This window comes from Pseudomonas sp. FP2294 (assembly GCF_030687625.1).
Lineage (GTDB): Bacteria > Pseudomonadota > Gammaproteobacteria > Pseudomonadales > Pseudomonadaceae > Aquipseudomonas > Aquipseudomonas shahriarae.
Genome location: NZ_CP117441.1, coordinates 2,945,947 through 2,963,440, shown reverse-complemented (window position 1 = coordinate 2,963,440; position 17,494 = coordinate 2,945,947). Strand labels below are relative to the sequence as shown.

General features: G+C 59.8%; 14 protein-coding genes and 1 pseudogene. 5 read left to right on the top strand and 10 right to left on the bottom strand.

From position 1 onward, the window contains the following. Positions 1-38 precede the first annotated feature (38 nt). Together ilvA and PSH73_RS13070 are read left to right on the top strand one after the other, a co-directional pair. Positions 39-1,061: a threonine ammonia-lyase, biosynthetic gene (ilvA, locus tag PSH73_RS13075; RefSeq protein WP_128593050.1), complete on the top strand. Its 1,023-nt coding sequence runs from the start codon at positions 39-41 to the stop codon at positions 1,059-1,061. 406 nt (positions 1,062-1,467) lie between these two features. Next, positions 1,468-2,428: pseudogene (locus PSH73_RS13070) on the top strand (IS110 family transposase). A gap of 159 nt (positions 2,429-2,587) precedes the next feature. On the opposite strand, the gene eco reads toward PSH73_RS13070, so the two are convergent. Further along, complete coding sequence (gene eco, locus PSH73_RS13065) at positions 2,588-3,070, bottom strand: serine protease inhibitor ecotin (RefSeq protein ID WP_057436648.1); 483 nt, start codon at positions 3,068-3,070, stop codon at positions 2,588-2,590. 267 nt (positions 3,071-3,337) lie between these two features. On the opposite strand from eco, the gene PSH73_RS13060 reads away from it, so the two are divergent. Continuing rightward, on the top strand, positions 3,338-3,595 hold the full coding sequence (locus PSH73_RS13060; RefSeq protein ID WP_057436646.1) for a DUF1652 domain-containing protein: 258 nt from the start codon (positions 3,338-3,340) through the stop codon (positions 3,593-3,595). Here PSH73_RS13060 and PSH73_RS13055 read toward each other — a convergent pair whose 3' ends face one another. Then, positions 3,596-3,976: a hypothetical protein gene (locus PSH73_RS13055; RefSeq protein WP_057444094.1), complete on the bottom strand. Its 381-nt coding sequence runs from the start codon at positions 3,974-3,976 to the stop codon at positions 3,596-3,598. Positions 3,977-4,110: 134 nt separating this feature from the next. Between PSH73_RS13055 and aqpZ the strand changes: the two genes are divergently transcribed. Continuing rightward, positions 4,111-4,797 carry an aquaporin Z gene (gene aqpZ / locus PSH73_RS13050; RefSeq protein ID WP_305462667.1) on the top strand — a complete coding sequence of 229 codons (687 nt, stop codon included), beginning with the start codon at positions 4,111-4,113 and terminating at the stop codon, positions 4,795-4,797. A gap of 6 nt (positions 4,798-4,803) precedes the next feature. Here the strand turns inward: aqpZ and PSH73_RS13045 are convergent, their stop codons facing one another. From PSH73_RS13045 to PSH73_RS13015, 7 genes are all read right to left on the bottom strand, one after another. Continuing rightward, positions 4,804-5,745: a carbohydrate kinase gene (locus tag PSH73_RS13045; RefSeq protein WP_252117343.1), complete on the bottom strand. Its 942-nt coding sequence runs from the start codon at positions 5,743-5,745 to the stop codon at positions 4,804-4,806. 12 nt (positions 5,746-5,757) lie between these two features. Beyond that, positions 5,758-7,239 (bottom strand): xylulokinase, encoded by a 1,482-nt coding sequence (gene xylB / locus PSH73_RS13040; RefSeq protein ID WP_305462664.1) that lies wholly within the window; start codon positions 7,237-7,239, stop codon positions 5,758-5,760. A gap of 51 nt (positions 7,240-7,290) precedes the next feature. Continuing rightward, on the bottom strand, positions 7,291-8,763 hold the full coding sequence (locus PSH73_RS13035; RefSeq protein WP_169989685.1) for a mannitol dehydrogenase family protein: 1,473 nt from the start codon (positions 8,761-8,763) through the stop codon (positions 7,291-7,293). Between the two features lie 17 nt (positions 8,764-8,780). After that, positions 8,781-9,884 (bottom strand): ABC transporter ATP-binding protein, encoded by a 1,104-nt coding sequence (locus PSH73_RS13030; protein WP_057959457.1) that lies wholly within the window; start codon positions 9,882-9,884, stop codon positions 8,781-8,783. 27 nt (positions 9,885-9,911) lie between these two features. Then, positions 9,912-10,742: a carbohydrate ABC transporter permease gene (locus tag PSH73_RS13025; RefSeq protein WP_057436636.1), complete on the bottom strand. Its 831-nt coding sequence runs from the start codon at positions 10,740-10,742 to the stop codon at positions 9,912-9,914. 10 nt (positions 10,743-10,752) lie between these two features. After that, the gene (locus tag PSH73_RS13020) at positions 10,753-11,640 is read right to left on the bottom strand and encodes a carbohydrate ABC transporter permease (RefSeq protein WP_057436634.1); all 888 of its coding nucleotides are present in this window, start codon (positions 11,638-11,640) and stop codon (positions 10,753-10,755) included. A gap of 100 nt (positions 11,641-11,740) precedes the next feature. Next, entirely contained in the window at positions 11,741-13,051 is a 1,311-nt protein-coding gene (locus PSH73_RS13015; protein WP_128593054.1) for a sugar ABC transporter substrate-binding protein, read from the bottom strand. Positions 13,052-13,311: 260 nt separating this feature from the next. On the opposite strand from PSH73_RS13015, the gene PSH73_RS27025 reads away from it, so the two are divergent. Further along, positions 13,312-13,593, top strand: coding sequence for a chitin-binding domain-containing protein (locus tag PSH73_RS27025; protein ID WP_081044227.1), 282 nt, complete (start codon positions 13,312-13,314; stop codon positions 13,591-13,593). Between the two features lie 89 nt (positions 13,594-13,682). Here PSH73_RS27025 and PSH73_RS13010 read toward each other — a convergent pair whose 3' ends face one another. Next, on the bottom strand, positions 13,683-17,438 hold the full coding sequence (locus PSH73_RS13010) for a hypothetical protein (protein ID WP_305462661.1): 3,756 nt from the start codon (positions 17,436-17,438) through the stop codon (positions 13,683-13,685). Positions 17,439-17,494 lie beyond the last annotated feature (56 nt).

The window sequence follows — 17,494 nt, the reverse complement described above, 5'->3', positions numbered from 1 at the left end:
TCCGTCTCCAGGGCCCCGTAAAACGCCAGGAGACACCCATGAGTAGCCCCTTGCTGCTTGAGCAATACGTGAAGAAGATCCTCGCCGCGCCGGTCTACGACCTGGCGGTACGCACCCCCTTGCAGGCGGCCCCGGCACTCTCGGCGCTGCTCGGCAATCAGATCCTGCTCAAGCGTGAAGATCTGCAGCCGACGTTCTCCTTCAAGATCCGTGGCGCCTACAACAAACTGGTGCAACTGAGCGATGAGCAAAAAGCCCGCGGCGTGATCACGGCCTCGGCGGGCAACCATGCCCAGGGTGTGGCGCTGGCGGCGCGTGAGTTGGGAATCAAGGCGACGATAGTCATGCCCAGCACCACGCCTGAATTGAAAGTGCTGGGCGTGCGCTCACGAGGCGCTGAGGCGGTGTTGCAGGGCGCGAGCTTCCCGTTTGCCCTGGCCCATGCATTGCAGTTGGCTGAACAGTCGGGGGGCACCTTTGTATCGCCCTTCGACGATCCCGACGTGATCGCCGGGCAGGGTACCGTCGCCATGGAAATCCTGCGCCAGCAGCAAGGTGCGCTGGACGCGATCTTCGTCCCGGTCGGCGGGGGTGGGTTGATCGCCGGCATCGCGGCCTACATCAAGTATTTGCGCCCGCAAGTGCGGGTGATTGGCGTGGAACCTGAAGGCTCCAGCTGCCTGCTGGCGGCCCTGGATGCCGGTGAGCGGGTGATACTGCCCAGCGTGGACAGCTTTGCCGATGGCACCGCAGTGGCGCAGATCGGTGCCCACGGTTTTGAAATCTGCCGTCATTATGTTGATGAGGTCATCACCGTCAGCAATGATGAACTGTGCAGTGCGATCAAACTGATCTACGACGACACCCGCTCCATCACCGAACCCTCCGGCGCCCTGGCGGTGGCCGGTATCCGCCGCTACGTGACACGTACCGGGGCCCAGGGGCAGACACTGGTGGCGATCAACTCCGGGGCTAATATCAACTTCGACAGTTTGCGCCACGTGGCCGAGCGGGTGGCGGCGCGAGAGCACCGATTGAATGTGGAAGTTGCCGAGCTTTAGCAAAGTCGCCCCTGTGGGAGCGGGCTTGCCCGCGATGGCGGTGGTTCAGTCACTATTCTCGGCGGCTGACAGACCGCCATCGCAGGCAAGCCAGCTCCCACATTTGATTTGTGGTGTGGCCATACTTTCCTGCTCGCAGAGCCCCCAGTGGGATGGTTCAGTCATTATTTTCGGGGGCTGACAGACCGCCATCGCAGGCAAGCCAGCTTGTATGGTTAGACTTGTAGGGGTGGTGGGACTAAAAGCCAGCATCTGACTCTAGCCAGTACAGACCGTGGGAGACTTCGTCCCACCCCTTCACCAAAGCGCCGATAAGGAATGCATCGGCCATGACCGACGATAGAAGCAAGCCAGCGCAACGGTGAAGCCCCGACAAGCCCGTAAACCCTAACCCGGAGCTTTTCTCATGGCAATGACTGTCTCGCAATCAATCATTGGAGTGGATGTCGCTAAAGCCGAAGTAGTTGTTTATCAAAGTGAAACTGCTGAAACAAAGATCGTATCGAACAAGAAAAGCGAGCTGAAGGCATGGCTGAAGTCTTTGCCTGCGGGCAGCGCCATCGCAATTGAAGCCACCAATATCTATCACGTGGATACCGTCAACTTGGCTCATTCGATGGGCCATATCGTTTACGTGATTGATGGATATCGCCTTAGCCATTACCGCAAAGGCACAGGTGGTCGCGCTAAAACAGACTTCAGTGATGCGCAGTTGCTGGCTCGCTACTTGAAGAATGAACAGGCTGATTTACGCGCCTGGAATCCGCCGCCGAAGATTTATACCAAGCTTCAAAGCTTGCTGCGTCGACGCGCAGCGCTGGTGAAAATGCGTGTTGCGCTGAATCAGAGCTGGGCGGGCGAGCCATCACTCAAGGCCTCGTCCAAGAGCATTTCAGCGTGTCTTGATAGGCATGAGGGGCTCATTGAGAAAAGGATATTAGATGCTGTTACTGAGGCGGGGCTTTTGCATCAGGTCAAGCGCTGCCAAGCCGTCGAGGGCATTGGTTTTCTGACAGCGGTTGCCCTGGTAATGGCGTTTCAGCGAGGAGAATTTGAAAGTGCTGACGCTTACATCGCGTTCTTGGGAATGGACTTGAGAGTATCCGATTCTGGGCAAATGAGCGGACGCCGCTCATTGAGCAAGAAGGGAGATTCAGAGATACGCAGATTGCTGCATAACGCGGCGTCAGCAGGTATCAGGTCAGAAGCCTGGAAACCTTTATACGAGGGTTATCTAGCCAGGGGCCTGAAAACGACTCAAGCCCTGGTCATCATTGGCCGCAAGCTGGCGCATCGCCTTTTCGCTCATGAAAAACCTGAGCGAATACCAGTCAAAAGCGGTTTTGGGGGCTTCCCCAAAACCATAGAATCTCCCACATTGGGTTTGTGGTGGAGCCATACTTTTCTGCCCGCTGAGCTCTCCCTGTGGGAGCGGGCTTGCCCGCGATGGCGGTGGTTCAGTCACAGCAACTGGTGGCTGACGCAGCGCTGTAGCAGGCAAGCCCACACACATTCTGGCTGTGGCGTTACTGCGCGCTCGCCTTCTCGACGGTAGGCGATGCCGACCAGATTCGGTAACGCACTTCGACATCTTTTGGAACATATAAAACGATGGGCAATTTGCTGTTGTAACGCAGCACAAAACCGTCACCGACCACCGGCACAAAACCCTCGTGGGTCTTGCCTTCGGGGCAGGCCATCAGGGTGCTCATGGGGCCGCTGACCTTCTCCAGGCGGTAGAACGGGTAGCCCCAGCCTTCGAGGTTTTTCTCTTCCAGCACACCACCGAGCCGTTGCTGGTTGCAGTCCACCGGCAAGGTTTTACCGGCGAGGATTTCAACCTTGAAGTCCTGTTCCTGGGGCTTTGCCGGCAAGTGGATGACCTGGCGAACCTGACCAGCATCGGCCTTGGGGTAGGGCGCGATATCTTCCAGCTTGGCGGCATTGGCCTGGGCGGCCAGCACGCTCATGGCCAAAACGGAAAACAGAGTGAAGGGCGAAGAAGTCATGGGACGTCCTTATCTTGGGGTCAATAAAACAGTCGCGGCCACGATGCACGCCAACGTCCGGCAATGCAAACCAGCAGCAACGCATATAAGGGTAGCGGGTGCTTATGAGGAAAGGATCCTACGCCGACAGGCACAAGGAGTAGGCTTTGCAGTTGAACGCGCCTGCCAGGGTTGGCAAGGCGTGCAGTCAACCGTCCTGACGCGGCGGTCAGACTATTGAGAGCTATAAAAATTCATTGGCGGTCTCAAAAAAGGAGAGGTTTAGCCATGTTTTCGGAATTGGAGTTACGCGGCCTTATTGAAGGAAGCTTCCTGCCCAGACGTTGTGAATGCATCAAGGCCCAGGATGCGTCGTTGACCATCAAAATCTACGACGACGATGGTACCGACCTGACTGTCACCGGCATCCAGGCCAATAAACTCGACAGCAGTCGTGCCATCTGCAATCTGATCACCGAGTTGCGTGAGGATCTCAAACACGCCCATGCACCCGCCCCGCGCAGGGCGGGCGCCAGGCTCTACTGATCAGCCGACGGTTGGTTTGCGGGCCTGGATAAACCCCAGGCCCAGCACTAACTCCGTGCCCACGGCCAGCAGAATTCCCGGGCCGGCATGGCCATTGAGCCATTCGCCAATCCCTAGCGCGGCCAATCCCAGACAACCGACAATAAACCCCGATACCAGCGCGCTGCGCGTGGGTGACGGGGCGGTATGGCGCAAGCGATAAAACATGATGCCGATTGCGAGGAACAGCATGGCATTGCGTCGCGCCACCAGGCCGCTGGCATCGGTGTATTCCACTCCCCAGAGCCACAGTAGCAGGTCGGGCCGCACTCCCCAGGCAATCGCAAGGGCCAGGCACAGCACGGCGGTGAAGGTGGAGAGTGCGTGGAAACTGATGCGCATGGCGAGTCCTTTCGGCCGTTTCAGAAGGGCCCAAGCCTACGCTGTGAGGTATGCCTCAGACAAATCCGATACGGCAGCTTCCCCTATCACTGCTAGTGTTTCGCCACATTTTTCGCCAGTGGCTGAGGTAGTGCGTGCAGCAAAAAATCGCAGCAGAATTTCTCGGCACCTTTTGGTTAACCTTTGGCGGCTGTGGCAGCGCCATCCTGTCGGCCGCGTTTCCGGGCCTGGGTATTGGGTTTAGCGGGGTTGCCCTGGCGTTTGGCCTGAGCGTGTTGAGCATGTCCTATGCGGTGGGCAGCATCAGTGGCGCGCATTTCAACCCGGCGGTGACTGTCGGCCTGTGGGTCGGTGGGCGGTTGCCGGGGCTGGATGTGCTGCCCTATATCATTGCCCAGGTCGCCGGGGCGACGGTGGCGGCGGCGATTCTCGCACTGGTCGCCAGTGGCCGGCCGGGCTTTGAAATCGGCGAGTTTGCCGCCAATGGCTATGGCGCGTTAAGCCCGGGGCAGTACAGCCTGCTGGCCGCCGTGGTGGTGGAAAGTGTGGGCACCTTCTTCCTGGTATTTATCGTGATGCGGGTGACTGCCCCCGGTGTGGCGCCGGGGTTTGCGCCGATTGCCATCGGCCTGACGCTGACCCTGATTCACCTGGTGTCGATTCCTGTGACCAATACCTCGGTCAACCCGGCCCGCAGCACCGGGCCGGCATTGTTTGCCGGCCCTGATTACCTGATGCAGCTCTGGCTGTTCTGGCTCGTGCCCCTGGTTGGCGGTGTGATCGGCGCGTGGGTGGCCCGGGCAATACGGGAGCGCCCCTAATCGCGATTACCCGTGCAATTGATGGCGGTAGGGCAGGTCTGGCCCGGTCTTGCCGCAGGTCAGCGCCGCAGCGCTGATGGCAAACCTGAGCATTGTGTCGATCTGTTCCCTGGTCAGGCTGCGCACACCCTCCACGCAATCCAACTGCTGTTCGGTGAGCCAGGCAATCAGGGCGGCCTGGAAGGTATCGCCGGCGCCCACCGTATCAGCCATCACCACCTTGAGCGCCGGCGCCGACCAGTTGCCATGCTGGCGACTGAACACACTCGCGCCATCGCCGCCACGGGTCAGGAAAACCAGCTGGCAACGGTGCTGCAACCAGTCTTGCAGCACGCTTTCGGGGGCCTGGCCTGGGTAGAGCAGGTGCAGGTCTTCATCGCTGACCTTGATCAGGTCGGCATGCTGTACCCACTCGGCCACGCGCTGGCGCCATAGTTCGATATCCGGCTGCGGGTTCAGGCGCACATTCGGATCGAGGCTGATCAAGCGCTTGCCGCTTTCCCGGCGGACCAGGGCCAGCAGGCTGTCGGCGACCGGCTGCACCACCAGGGAAAACGAACCAAAATGCAGGCCGCGTACCCGAGCATCGAGGGCAGGCAGATGCTCGAGCTGCAACTGCCGATCGGCACAGCCTTCACCCCGGAAGCTGTATTGCGGCGAGCCATTGGCCCCCAGGGCGACCATCGCCAGGGTGGTCGGTGCGGCAAACTCCACCAGGTACTCGTCGCTGACCCCTTCATTCCTGAGCACCTGGCGCAGGCGTTGGCCCAGGTAGTCGCTGGACAACCCGGCGAACAGCCCGGCCTCGATCCCCAGGCGGCGCAAACCTACGGCCACATTGAACGGCGAGCCGCCGGCAATCGCCTTGAAATCGACTTTGGAAGCCTGCCCGCCGGCGTCCTCCTGGCTGAAAAAATCAAACAGCGCTTCGCCACACACCAGATACATAGTTACTCGCTCTTAAAGGGTTGCCACATGCTGTTGATAGCGTTCATAGGCCTGCTGGTAAGCCTTGACGCTGGCGGCCACAGGCTGAGTGCGGCTGGCCGGGTCGAGACTGACGCAGCATGCACACAGTGCCTGCAGGCTTTCGCCGGACTGGCACCACGCGGCCTGGATCGCCGCGCCCAGGGCTGCCGCTTCGCTTTGTTCGGTACAGATCACTTCGGTGTCCATGATATCGGCGACCATCTGCCGCCACACCGGGCTTTTCGAGCCGCCACCGATCAGGCGGATACTGTGGCTTTGCAGGCCGGTCTGGCGCAACAGGTCCAGGCCCTGGCGCAAGCCGAAGGTGGTGCCTTCGACCACCGCGCGGCACAGGTTGGCACGGGTCAGGTTGGTCATGGTCAGGCCGTGCAGGCTGCCGGTTGCGTGGGGCAGGGCGGGTACGCGCTCGCCATTGAGAAACGGCAGCATGCTCACGCCCTCGGCGCCAATCGGCGCCTGGGCCACCAGGGCGTTGAATGCCACCAGGTCCAGCTCGAACAGTTCGCGGATGACCCCGGTGGCATTGGTCAGGTTCATGGTGCAGATCAGCGGCAGCCAACCGCCGCTGGAGGAACAGAATGTCGCCACTGCAGCCTGGGCGCTGACATTCGGTTGGTCGGCAAACGCGTACACGGTGCCCGATGAACCGAGGCTCATGGTAATCACCCCAGGAGCAATATTGCCGGTGCCAATCGCCCCCATCATATTGTCCCCGCCGCCACTGGACACAATGGCACCGGGGTTGATCCCCAGGCGCTCGGCGATCGCCGGCAGCACAGTGCCCAGTGCCTGATTGGCTTCGATCAGGGTTGGCAACGCCGCTTCCAGGCGCCCGCTGGGGTCGATATGCCGCAGCAACGGCAAATCCCATTGCCGGGTGCGCACATTGAAATAACCGGTACCCGAGGCGTCGCCATACTCGGCGCAGGCACGGCCGGTGAGCCAATAGTTGAGGTAGTCGTGGGGCAACAGGAGATGGGCGATCCGCGCAAACACATCCGGGTGTTGCTCCAGGGTCCATAACAGCTTGGACACGGTGTAGCCCGGTGCGATCGCTACGCCAAGCCGCTCCAGGGCGCCGCTTTCACCGCCCAGGTGTTGCAGCAGCCGGGCGTTTTCCGCGCTGGTTTCGGTGTCGCACCACAGCTTGGCCGGGCGCAACACCTGGCCCTGATCGTCGAGCAGCACCAGGCCATGTTGCTGGCCGGAAACGCCGATGCCGAGAATGTCCTGGCCGTCCACCCCGGCTTGCTGCAAGGCGCGGTGGGTGGATTCGGTCAAGGCGTCCAGCCATTCCTGGGGGTGTTGCTCGCGACGGCCGTTGGCGCCGCTGATCAGGCTGTGTGCAGCAGCGCCCAGGCCCAACACCTTGCCGCTGGCGGCATCGAGGACGATGGCTTTGGTGCCTTGGGTGCCGCAGTCGATGCCCAGAAACAGAGATTGGCGAGTCATGGTGGTTACTCAGCAGGCAGTAGGGTGAAAACCCGATCAATGTGGGTTTCTTCAGTGGGTAAGTCGTTTCAGGGTTTCTGTGACACCGTTATCGCGCAAACTGGCAAAACACCGCTCAAACGCTGCCACGAATTCCGCCGAGTTGGGAATCGCCGTGCCAAAAATCTCTTCTACACCCAGCAACCGCTGACTGATCAATGCGTCATCCGCCACCAGCTCCTGGCAGAAATCGGCGCGGGGGTCGGGGATTCGGTAGCGCACGCCGTTCTCATCCACGCCCTGCAGGTACAAGGCCCAGGCCGCCACCACCAGTGCCGCCCGCTCAGTGTCGCGGCCCTCGGCAATCAGGCGGTTGATGGTTGGTACGGTGAATTTGGGAAACTTCGACGAACCATCGGAACACACCCGCTCCAACTGATCGGCAATCGCCTGGTTGGAAAAACGCTGCACCAGGGTCTGCTTGTACTCGGTCAGGTCAATGCCCGGTACTGGCGCCAGGTGGGGGGTCACGTCCAGGTCCATGTAGGCACGCATATAGGCGACAAACAGCGGGTCGTTCATGGTCTCGTGGACAAACCGATAGCCCTTGAGAAACCCCAGGTAGGTCAGGGCCAGGTGGCTACCGTTGAGCAGGCCGATCTTCATTTCTTCATAGGGCGTGACGTCATCGGTGAACTGCACGCCCACCTGTTCCCAGGCCGGGCGGCCGTTGACGAACTTGTCTTCCAGCACCCATTGCACAAAGGGTTCGCACACCACTGGCCAGGCATCGTCGACGCCGTGTTCATCATGCAATTGCAGGCGGTGCGCGGTGCTGGTCATCGGTGTGATGCGGTCGACCATGGCGTTGGGAAAACTCACATTGGCCTGGATCCAGTCATGCAGGTCGGCGTCGCGCAGCGCGGCGAAGGCCAGCAGCGCCTTGCGGGTCACGGCGCCGTTGTGCGGCAGGTTATCGCAGGACATCACCGTGAACGCCGGGATGCCTGCAGCACGGCGCTGGGTCAGGGCTGCGCAGATAAAGCCGAACACCGTGGTGGGGGTGTCGGGGTGGGCCAGGTCGTGTTGGATCTGCGGCAGATGGGCCATAAACTCGCCGTTGCTGTCGTCGATGCAGTAGCCGCCCTCGGTGATGGTCAGCGAGACGATGCGAATCTGTGGGCTGGCCAGTTTGTCGATCAGCGCCTGGGCCCCGTCTTGGGCCAGCAGCATGTCGCTGATGGCACCGATTACACGCACTTCGGTGTCGTCGGTATCGCCCAGTTCGTACAGGGTGAACAGATAGTCCTGGCCGGCCAGGTCATCCCGCGCCTTGCGGTCTTCGGCGCGCAAGCCAACGCCGCAGATGCTCCAGTCGAGGCCGACCCCAGTGTTCATCAGGGCGTCGGTGTAGTACGCCTGGTGCGCGCGATGGAAACCGCCGACGCCGATATGGGCGATGCCCTGGCGCGTATCGGCGAGGGTGTAGGCGGGCAGGCGCACTTCGGGCGCCAGTTGCGTGAGGTTTTGCTTATTGAGTTTCATCAACGGTTCTCGCGAAATCAGGCGGCGGCGCGCAGTGGGCGAGCCACGGCAACACCGTCGGTGTCGAACAGATGGCAGTGCGCCGGGTTCAGGTGCAGTTGCAGGGTTTCGCCATACTGGCTGGCCATATCGCCACGGATCCGCAGGGTCAGCGGCTCGCCATTGGCGGTGAGCACATGGCAGAAGGTGTCACTGCCCAGGCGTTCGCCAACGTCGGCGGTGACGGTCAGGGTGGTATCGCCAGGTGCCGCCAGCTCCAGGTGTTCGGGGCGAATGCCCAGGGTCACTGCGCTGCCGACGCTCAAACTGGCGCTGCTCAATGGCAGGCTGATCAGGGTCCCGGCCTCCAGCTGCACGTCGCAGCCCTGGCCGTCGACACGGGTCACCCGGCCCTTGAGAAAGCCCATTTTCGGCGTCCCCAGAAAGCCCGCGACAAACAGGTTGGCCGGCTGGTGATACAGCTCCAGCGGCGAGCCGACCTGTTCGATGCGCCCGCTATTGAGCACCACCACCTTGTCCGCCAGGGTCATGGCTTCGACCTGGTCGTGGGTCACGTAAATCATGGTGGCCTGCAGTTCTTTATGCAGGCGCGCCAGTTCCAGGCGCATTTGCACGCGCAAGGCGGCGTCGAGGTTGGACAGCGGCTCGTCGAACAGGAAGATCTTCGGGTTGCGCACAATCGCCCGGCCGATGGCCACGCGCTGGCGCTGGCCGCCGGACAGCTGCTTGGGCTTGCGCTCCAGCAGCGGCCCCAGCTCGAGGATGCGTGCCGCTTCACTGACTTTGCTATCGACGATCTGCTTGTCCACGCCGGCCAGGTCCAGGGCAAACGACATGTTCTTGCGCACGCTCATATGCGGGTACAGCGCGTAGGTCTGGAACACCATGGCCAGGTCGCGCTTGGCCGGGGTCACTTCGGTGATATCGCGGCCATCGAGCTCGATGGTGCCTTCTGTCACTTCCTCAAGGCCGGCAATCAGGCGCAGCAGGGTTGACTTGCCACAGCCCGACGGCCCGACGAACACCACGAACTCCTTGTCGTTCACTTGCAGGTCGATGCCCTTGATGATGGAGAAGCCTTCGAAGCCTTTTTGCAGATTCTTGATTTTCAGGTTGGCCATGATGGGCCTCCTTTTTATAAGGGGTCGTTATTTCACTGCGCCGAAGGACAGGCCGCGCACCAGTTGCTTCTGGCTGATCCAGCCGAAGATCAGGATCGGCGCGCAAGCCAGGGTCGAGACGGCGGACAATTTGGCCCAGAACAAACCTTCGGGGCTGGAGTAGGAGGCGATCAATGCAGTCAACGGCGCGGCATTCGAGGAGGTCAGGTTCAGCGACCAGAACGCCTCGTTCCAGCACAGGATCAGCGACAGCAACACGGTGGAGGCCAGGCCGCCCTTGGCGATGGGCAGCAGCACCCGCACCATTTCCTGCCACAGGGTGGCGCCGTCCAGGCGGGCGGCTTCGAGGATGTCCTTGGGGATATCCTTGAAGTAGGTGTAAACCATCCACACCACAATCGGCAGGTTGATCAGGGTGTAGATGATGATCAGCGCGATGCGCGTATCCAGAAGGCCCATGCTCTTGGCCAGCAGGTAGATGGGCATCAGCACGCCCACCGGGGGCAGCATCTTGGTCGACAGCATCCACAGCAGCGTGCCCTTGGTGCGCTGGGTTTCGTAGAACGCCATGGAGTAGGCCGCCGGCACCGCAATCAGCAGGCACAAGGCGGTGGCGCTGAAGGAAATCACCACCGAGTTCCAGGCGAAGCTTGCGTAGTTGCTGCGCTCGTTGATGTGCAGGTAGTTCTCAAGGGTGGGCGTGAATATAAATTGCGGCGGCGTGGCAAAGGCGTCGATTTCGGTCTTGAAACTGGTAAGCACCATCCAGAAGATCGGGAAGAAAATCACGATCGCGATGGCCCAGGCCAGGGTGCCGAGCAACAGGCTTTGCAGGCGGCGGGATTGTTGAAGTGTCATGGCGCGGCCCTCAAGGCTTGTCAGTCAGGTTTTTGCCGAGCATCCGCACCAGGATGATCGCCGCGATATTGGCAATGACCACGGCAATCAAGCCGCCGGCCGAGGCCATGCCCACATCGAACTGCACCAGCGCCTGGTTGTAGATCAGGTAGGCGAGGTTGGTCGAGGCGTAGCCAGGGCCGCCGTTGGTGGTGGTGAAGATTTCGGCGAACACCGAGAGCAGGAAGATGGTTTCGATCATCACCACCACGGCGATGGGCCGGGCTAGGTGCGGCAGGGTCAGGTGCCAGAAGATCGCAATCGGGCCGGCACCGTCCAGGCGTGCCGCTTCTTTCTGTTCCTGGTCCAGGGACTGCATGGCAGTCATCAGGATCAGGATGGCGAAGGGCAGCCATTGCCAGGACACGATGATGATGATCGACAGCAGCGGGTAGTGCGCCAGCCAGTCCACCGGCTGCGCGCCAAACAGCTTCCACAGCGCCGCCAGCACGCCGGACACCGGGTGGAAAATCAGGTTCTTCCAAATCAGCGCACCGACGGTGGGCATGATGAAAAACGGCGAGATCAGCAGCACCCGTACCAGCCCGCGGCCGAAAAACTCACTGGCCTCCAGTAAGGCACTGATCAACACCCCCAGCACCACGCTGATCAGCAGTACGCTGCCCACCAGCAACAAGGTATTGGTGGCGCCGGGCAGAAAGCCCGAGTCGGTGATGAAGTAAGTGAAGTTCTCCAGGCCCACGAATTGGTTTTCGCCGGGGTAGAGCAGGTTGTAGCGGATCAGCGAAAAGTACAGGGTCATGCCCAGCGGCACGATCATCCACAGCAGCAACAGGGCCACCGAGGGGCTGACCAGGAACCAGCCGGGGTTGCGCAGGCGGCTTTTAGACGTATTCATGACAATCAGAACCCATTGGAGGCAAACAGAATCGGCCTTGGAATGCGGTCAATGTAGGCGCTGGCTTGCCAGCTCCCACATTGACGGTGGTGAGCCTGGGCTATTTGGGGTAGCCGGCGCGCTTCATTTCCCGCACGGTGGTGGTTTGCGCCGCCGCCAGGGCCTGGTCCACGCTCTGCTGGCCGGTCAGGGCGCCGGAGAAGAACTTGCCCACCTGGGTACCAATGGCCTGGAACTCGGGAATGGTCACCAACTGGATACCGATGTAGGGCACGGGCTTGACGGTCGGTTTGGTCGGGTCCGCGACTTTCAACGACTCCAGCGTCACCTTGGCAAAGGGGGCGGCCTGCATGTATTGCTCGCTGTAGGTTGAGGCGCGGGTGCCTGGCGGCACATTGGCGATGCCATCGGTCTTGGCCGCCAGCGCGCCGTACTCCTTGGACGTCGCCCAGGCACTGAAGACCTTGGCGGCGTCCTTGGCCTTGGAGCTGGCCGGGATCGCCAGGGACCAGGAATACAGCCACGAGGTGCCTTTGTCGGTGACCTGCTGCGGGGCAAAGGTGAAGCCCACGTGGTCGGCGACTTTGCTCTGGGTCTTGTCGGTGACAAACGAGCCGGCGACGCTGGCATCCACCCAGATCGCGCATTTGCCGCTGTTGAACAGCGCCAGGTTTTCATTGAAGCCGTTACTCGAGGCGCCGGGTGGGCCGGACTTCTTCATGTTGTCGACATAGAAGTTCAGCGCGTCCTTCCACTCAGGACCATTGAATTCGGGTTGCCACTTCTCATCGAACCAACGCGCGCCATAGCCATTGGCCAGGGTGGTGATCAGGGCCATGTTCTCACCCCAGCCGGCCTTGCCGCGCAGGCACAGGCCGTATTGCTCCTTGCTCTTGTCGGTGAGCTTTTGCGCAAACTCGCCAATCTGCACCCAGGTCGGATGCGCTGGCATGTTCAGCCCGGCAGCCTTGAACAGGTCAGTGCGGTAGTAGGTGATGGAGCTTTCGGCATAGAACGGCAGGGCGTACAGCGAGCCCTTGACCGAAAGGCCGTCGCGCACCGAAGGGAACACGTCGTCCAGGTCGTAGGAGGCCGGCAGATCCTTCATCGGCTCCAGCCAGCCCTTGGCGCCCCAGAGTGCGGCTTCGTACATGCCGATGGTCAGCACATCGAACTGCCCGCCCTGGGTCGCAATGTCAGTCGTCAGGCGTTGGCGCAGCACATTCTCTTCGAGCACCACCCAGTTCAACGTGATGTCCGGATGCTCGGCCTCGAAGGTTTTCGAGAGCTTTTGCATGCGGATCATGTCGCTGTTGTTGACGGTGGCAATGGTCAGGGTTTGCGCGCCAAGGCTGACGGCGCTGAGGGTCATGCAGGTACAGGCAAGCAGAGCTTTTGCTGAGAAATTCATCGCGCACTCCATTTCTGCGCCCAGGGGCTGCAGAAGGACAGTTTTTGTTGTTGTGTCTTCCCAGGCGGCAGGAAGAGTGTGCGTCGATTACAGCCTTCTGCAGGCGCGGTGACAAATCCTTGGGAGCACTTGAAGTGATACTTTTTTGCACTGGGCTGCAAAGCGTTCAATATCTAGCAGGGGAGCGGCGACCTGTTATTTCTGACAGTAGACGGGAAAGAACAGGAGAGGGTTAATAGTTTGGTAAACCTAACCAGGAGATGTTTATGAACTGCTCTCGCGTCAATCCCCAAGGCCACACCCTCTATAAAATCGCATTGGGCTTACTTATGGCGGTTTTTATCGGGGGCTGTAAAACACCACCTCCGGAACCACGCGAACCTCCTTGTACTCAGGCGGGGTATTTTAAAAGTACTGACAGAGTCGGGGGGTTCTACCGATGTGTGTATGACAAAGAGATCCAGCGTTGGATTCAGTATCCTTTTACATGTCCCGTCGGGCTGGAGTTTGACGAGCGTGTGACCGCATGTGTGAGGCCCTGATATTTTCGGAAAGCACTGTCTGTTGGGTGAGCCAACGCATAAAAACCAGGGGATAAGTGCATTGCACCTATCCCCTGGTTTGCGGTAGCTCAACCCGGAAAGTGTCGCTGTTGGATCCAGACGTCATCTATATCGTAGACCCCGCCAGTTGTCGGATTCATAACCGCGATTGAGGCTTGAAAATTACCGCCTTTCCAATAACCCATGTACTCATCGACATAGTTCCATGTATTAAGGTTTGTTACGGTAATGTTGCGCGTCAAATTAGCCAGATGAATATACATGCTGGTTGGCCCACCAATGCTTGCAAACTTGTTGACCCTGTATTTGAACCTGACTCGATAATACCCGTAGTCGACCGGGGTATATATTTTGTAGATTCTGACACCATCCCCTGTCATGGGTCCGTGCCGCAGGTAATAGTTGCCGTCCGCCTCGCGCTGGATGCTTTTCTGTTCGGGGTACTGGCTGATCCAGCCATTCATGAACCCACCGGTAAAGGGCGTTTTGTCTGAGATCAGCAGGCTCAATATGGAATACGTAACCACGGGAAACTCAAGTGCTTGCCACTCATCAGTACTGTGATTGAGGGCCACTTTGAACTGCATTGTCAGTCGAGTGCCGTTCCCCAGGTCTCTCAGGTAGGTATTGAGTACCGTCAGCAATTGATACCCTTGATTCAACCACCCATCACTCACCCGTGCACCCTGGGTACCATCCAGCAGGGTCAAGTTGTGTGCCGTGCCGTCGGGTTTGTTACCGATCAGGCGCAGCCATACGGGCTGGTTCCTGGCAATGAACGGCCAAGTCCCCAACCTTGCTGTTGCATCACCGATCAACTCGTCCACATTGAGTACGCCGTTAGCTGCTTCATCAATACGGATCACGGTTTTGTTCAGTTCGGCCGCAGGAATAGCCTTCAGCGTAACGGTCAACACTGCAGACGAACGGAGTTCGCCATTGCGCCAGACCGTATATTTCAAGGTGAAGGTGGTGTCATGGTTGCCAATATTGGCTGCAATCAGCGCCGCCGGCAGGTCGAAGGTGACCGTTCCATCCGTTTCTCCGTCTTTTGGTCCGATCAGCCCTGAGCCTGCTCCCGGCGCGCCGACCACCTCCAGGGTGAGTCTGTCGGAGGTATACATCGGGCTATACGTCGCGTTTACCTTGGCCCCGTACTGTGCGACGAGTGGCAACAGGGTCACCGAGCTGCCAGAGCCGGTAGCCCCCATCAATTCGGGTAGCGGAAACTGCGCCGGGACGGCCTGGACGGTATACCTGCGTTCCGGGAACCACAGGGCATTGGACTTGTTGTTGGTTTGGTCGAACGTCGCGCCAAAACGCATGAGAAATTGCGAGCCATCCTTGAGCTGGCGCAGCTCAAGTACCGGTGCCGGTGACTGGATACCGTTCTGTTCGCCGGTATAGGTCACCAGATCGCCGTCGAACAGCACAGCGTAGAACGGTGTGTCATTGGCATACGTGCCACTGAGTTCAAACCACATCCGTTGATAGCGACTGATAAAGCTCCAGCGTTCGACCATGGCGCGTTCGGTACCGATCAACCGGCTGATGTCCAGCACGCTGGTGGTATGGCCTTCGAGGTAGGGCAGGGGCAGCACAGGCGCCAGCAGGTACAGGCTCAGCACCGGCGAAGGTTTTTGATGGGCACCTAACAAGACGAAGTACTGCACCTCGATGTAGCGCCCGTAGCCATTGAGGTTGGCCCCAATCACCTCTGGGGGCACCTCAAAGTGCACGGTCTTGGAGGTATTGCCATCCTTCGTTTCACAATGGGTCCCAATCTCCGGGATACCGGTCCAACACGCGAGCACCCGATGGCTGGACAGCATCTGCGGGTAGGTGACGGCAATGGTCGCCCCGTGCAGCGCGGCCTCGGGCACCAGTTGGTCGGGATAGCGCTGGGCTTGCAACACTTCCGGCCGCAGCAGGTCCAGGGCTTCACCGACGGTGACGGTCAACACTTCCGAGTAGCGCGTGGCACCGCCACTGGCAGGCACCAGCGAATAGCTGAAGCGAATTTCGCCATTCCTGCTGGCAACGATCAGCGCCTCATCCAGGTTGAACAACACGGGTTTGCCCGCCGTTGCGGAGTTGAGGGAAATCTCGTCACTGGCCGAACCGTTGCTGGTAGCCCCCAGCAAGGTCCACTTGAACACATCGCCTGGGATCGTTCGTGTGTACGGCAGGGTCGCCTGGACCAGGCCGCCTTTTATGCGCGCCGGGTCCAGATTGTTGAACTCGTCCACATATTGCATCTGCGGCGCTGGGAGATCGGCATAGCGCAGGCCAAAGGTCACTTCCAGTACCTCGGACTTGCGTATGGCCTGGATGGCGGGGTTCATGACCTGTGTCGTGCCGTTATCGACGAGGTAGAACACCCGGACGGGGCCAAGCCCGACGAAACGTTCGAATTTTTCCTGGAGGACAATCCGATACCGCTCTGGCGGCGGCTCGGCGCCTGCCAATAAGGTCTCTTCATAAAACACCAGGCCGCCTCCTGACCGCACCGCCTCCATACGCAGTGTCACGTTGTAGTTGCGGTCGTAAGGGGTGTAGCGCGGAAAGATGACTTTGATATAGGGATGTTCAGGGTCAATGTTGCCGCCTTCGTTCTGCTCGATGGTCATCGCCGGCATCGTGCTTTTCGTACCATGAACCGTAATGTTCCGGCGCTGGGAGCGGGCGAGGAACGCGCCACCGGCTGTTGTCAGGGTGTATTCGAACTGCATGTGCCCATTGAGCACTGCTTCGAGGTCTTTCAGGTCTATCGGGACGGTGGACGACAGTTCGATTCGCGCCGGAAACGGCGCCAGGGTCCTCTCAAAGGACGCGCCCGCAGCATCGGCCCCGCTCAACGTCACGACAATCAAGGCCCCGGCCGGTGTCAGCGTGCCATCAGGCAGCCTTCTGGGCACCACCATTTCCAAGAAGAAGCCTGAACTATGGATATCGAGATTGACGTCAATGACGGAGTACCCGCCTACCACGAAGTGCGCTGCCGGGAGCAGTTTACGATCCAGATTGCTCACCACCGTGACGGCCTGCGACCACTGCTGCAGCTCACCGGAATAGTTGAACACCTTGTCATACAGCCGGAAGCGAATAATGACCTCGCCACTGCCGCCCAAATAGATGGTTGACTCAGGGATCACCACGGTAATGGGCTTGATGCCGGCGACATGCTCGTCATCAATCCGCAGCTTGGTCGGATGGCCGTTCCAATGCACTTCGGCAGTGTCACCTACCGTGATATTGGGGTAGGGGTCGATTGTCAGTTCCACGTTCTCCTTGGCGCGTTCGGGGTCAAGATCATTGCCCACCAGGTCGGGCGGCAGGTGTATCACCAGCTCGGTGTGATAGGACAATGCAGGATCTTTACTGACCCCGCCCGGGCGAGTGGTCTTGACATACCAGGTCTCACGAGGGGAAGTACTGGGGATGTCAGTGCCTCTGCGAGTGACCTCGACAAAACAGGGATAGATAAAGTTTTCCGGAATAAGCTCCGGAAAGATGACCAACTGCAAAAGATGTTTGTCCAGATCCTCATCCCTGACCTGATCCGAGGCGATGGCAAAGTGATCGCTGCCCATATAGAACTTGTAGGAGTCACCTACCTCGAGTTTGGTCCAGCGCTGTAAATGCAAGGTCATCCAAGGCCGGGTTGAGCTGATGCCGAGCCCACGCGCAGCTCCTGGCAGCGGGATCACCTGGTCGCTGACAAAGGGTGGGGCCAACTCGTCTGCATCAGTCGGTTGCCCAGGTTCGGGGTTATGCGGCAGGCGAGGCAAAGCGGGCGGAGTAGGTGGCGCGGGCTTCTTCATCGAGGGTGCTCCTTGTGCAGGAAAACTGGACAAAGACATCACACACCCAAGGTGGT

What these genes read in the sequence shown, in the direction of transcription:
- ilvA (WP_128593050.1), top strand. Translation starts at nt 39, where the DNA reads ATGAGTAGCCCCTTGCTGCTTGAGCAATACGTGAAGAAGATCCTCGCC.
- eco (WP_057436648.1), bottom strand. Translation starts at nt 3,070, where the DNA reads ATGACTTCTTCGCCCTTCACTCTGTTTTCCGTTTTGGCCATGAGCGTG.
- PSH73_RS13060 (WP_057436646.1), top strand. Translation starts at nt 3,338, where the DNA reads ATGTTTTCGGAATTGGAGTTACGCGGCCTTATTGAAGGAAGCTTCCTG.
- PSH73_RS13055 (WP_057444094.1), bottom strand. Translation starts at nt 3,976, where the DNA reads ATGCGCATCAGTTTCCACGCACTCTCCACCTTCACCGCCGTGCTGTGC.
- PSH73_RS13045 (WP_252117343.1), bottom strand. Translation starts at nt 5,745, where the DNA reads ATGTATCTGGTGTGTGGCGAAGCGCTGTTTGATTTTTTCAGCCAGGAG.
- xylB (WP_305462664.1), bottom strand. Translation starts at nt 7,239, where the DNA reads ATGACTCGCCAATCTCTGTTTCTGGGCATCGACTGCGGCACCCAAGGC.
- PSH73_RS13035 (WP_169989685.1), bottom strand. Translation starts at nt 8,763, where the DNA reads ATGAAACTCAATAAGCAAAACCTCACGCAACTGGCGCCCGAAGTGCGC.
- PSH73_RS13030 (WP_057959457.1), bottom strand. Translation starts at nt 9,884, where the DNA reads ATGGCCAACCTGAAAATCAAGAATCTGCAAAAAGGCTTCGAAGGCTTC.
- PSH73_RS13025 (WP_057436636.1), bottom strand. Translation starts at nt 10,742, where the DNA reads ATGACACTTCAACAATCCCGCCGCCTGCAAAGCCTGTTGCTCGGCACC.
- PSH73_RS13020 (WP_057436634.1), bottom strand. Translation starts at nt 11,640, where the DNA reads ATGAATACGTCTAAAAGCCGCCTGCGCAACCCCGGCTGGTTCCTGGTC.
- PSH73_RS13015 (WP_128593054.1), bottom strand. Translation starts at nt 13,051, where the DNA reads ATGAATTTCTCAGCAAAAGCTCTGCTTGCCTGTACCTGCATGACCCTC.
- PSH73_RS27025 (WP_081044227.1), top strand. Translation starts at nt 13,312, where the DNA reads ATGTTTATGAACTGCTCTCGCGTCAATCCCCAAGGCCACACCCTCTAT.
- PSH73_RS13010 (WP_305462661.1), bottom strand. Translation starts at nt 17,438, where the DNA reads ATGAAGAAGCCCGCGCCACCTACTCCGCCCGCTTTGCCTCGCCTGCCG.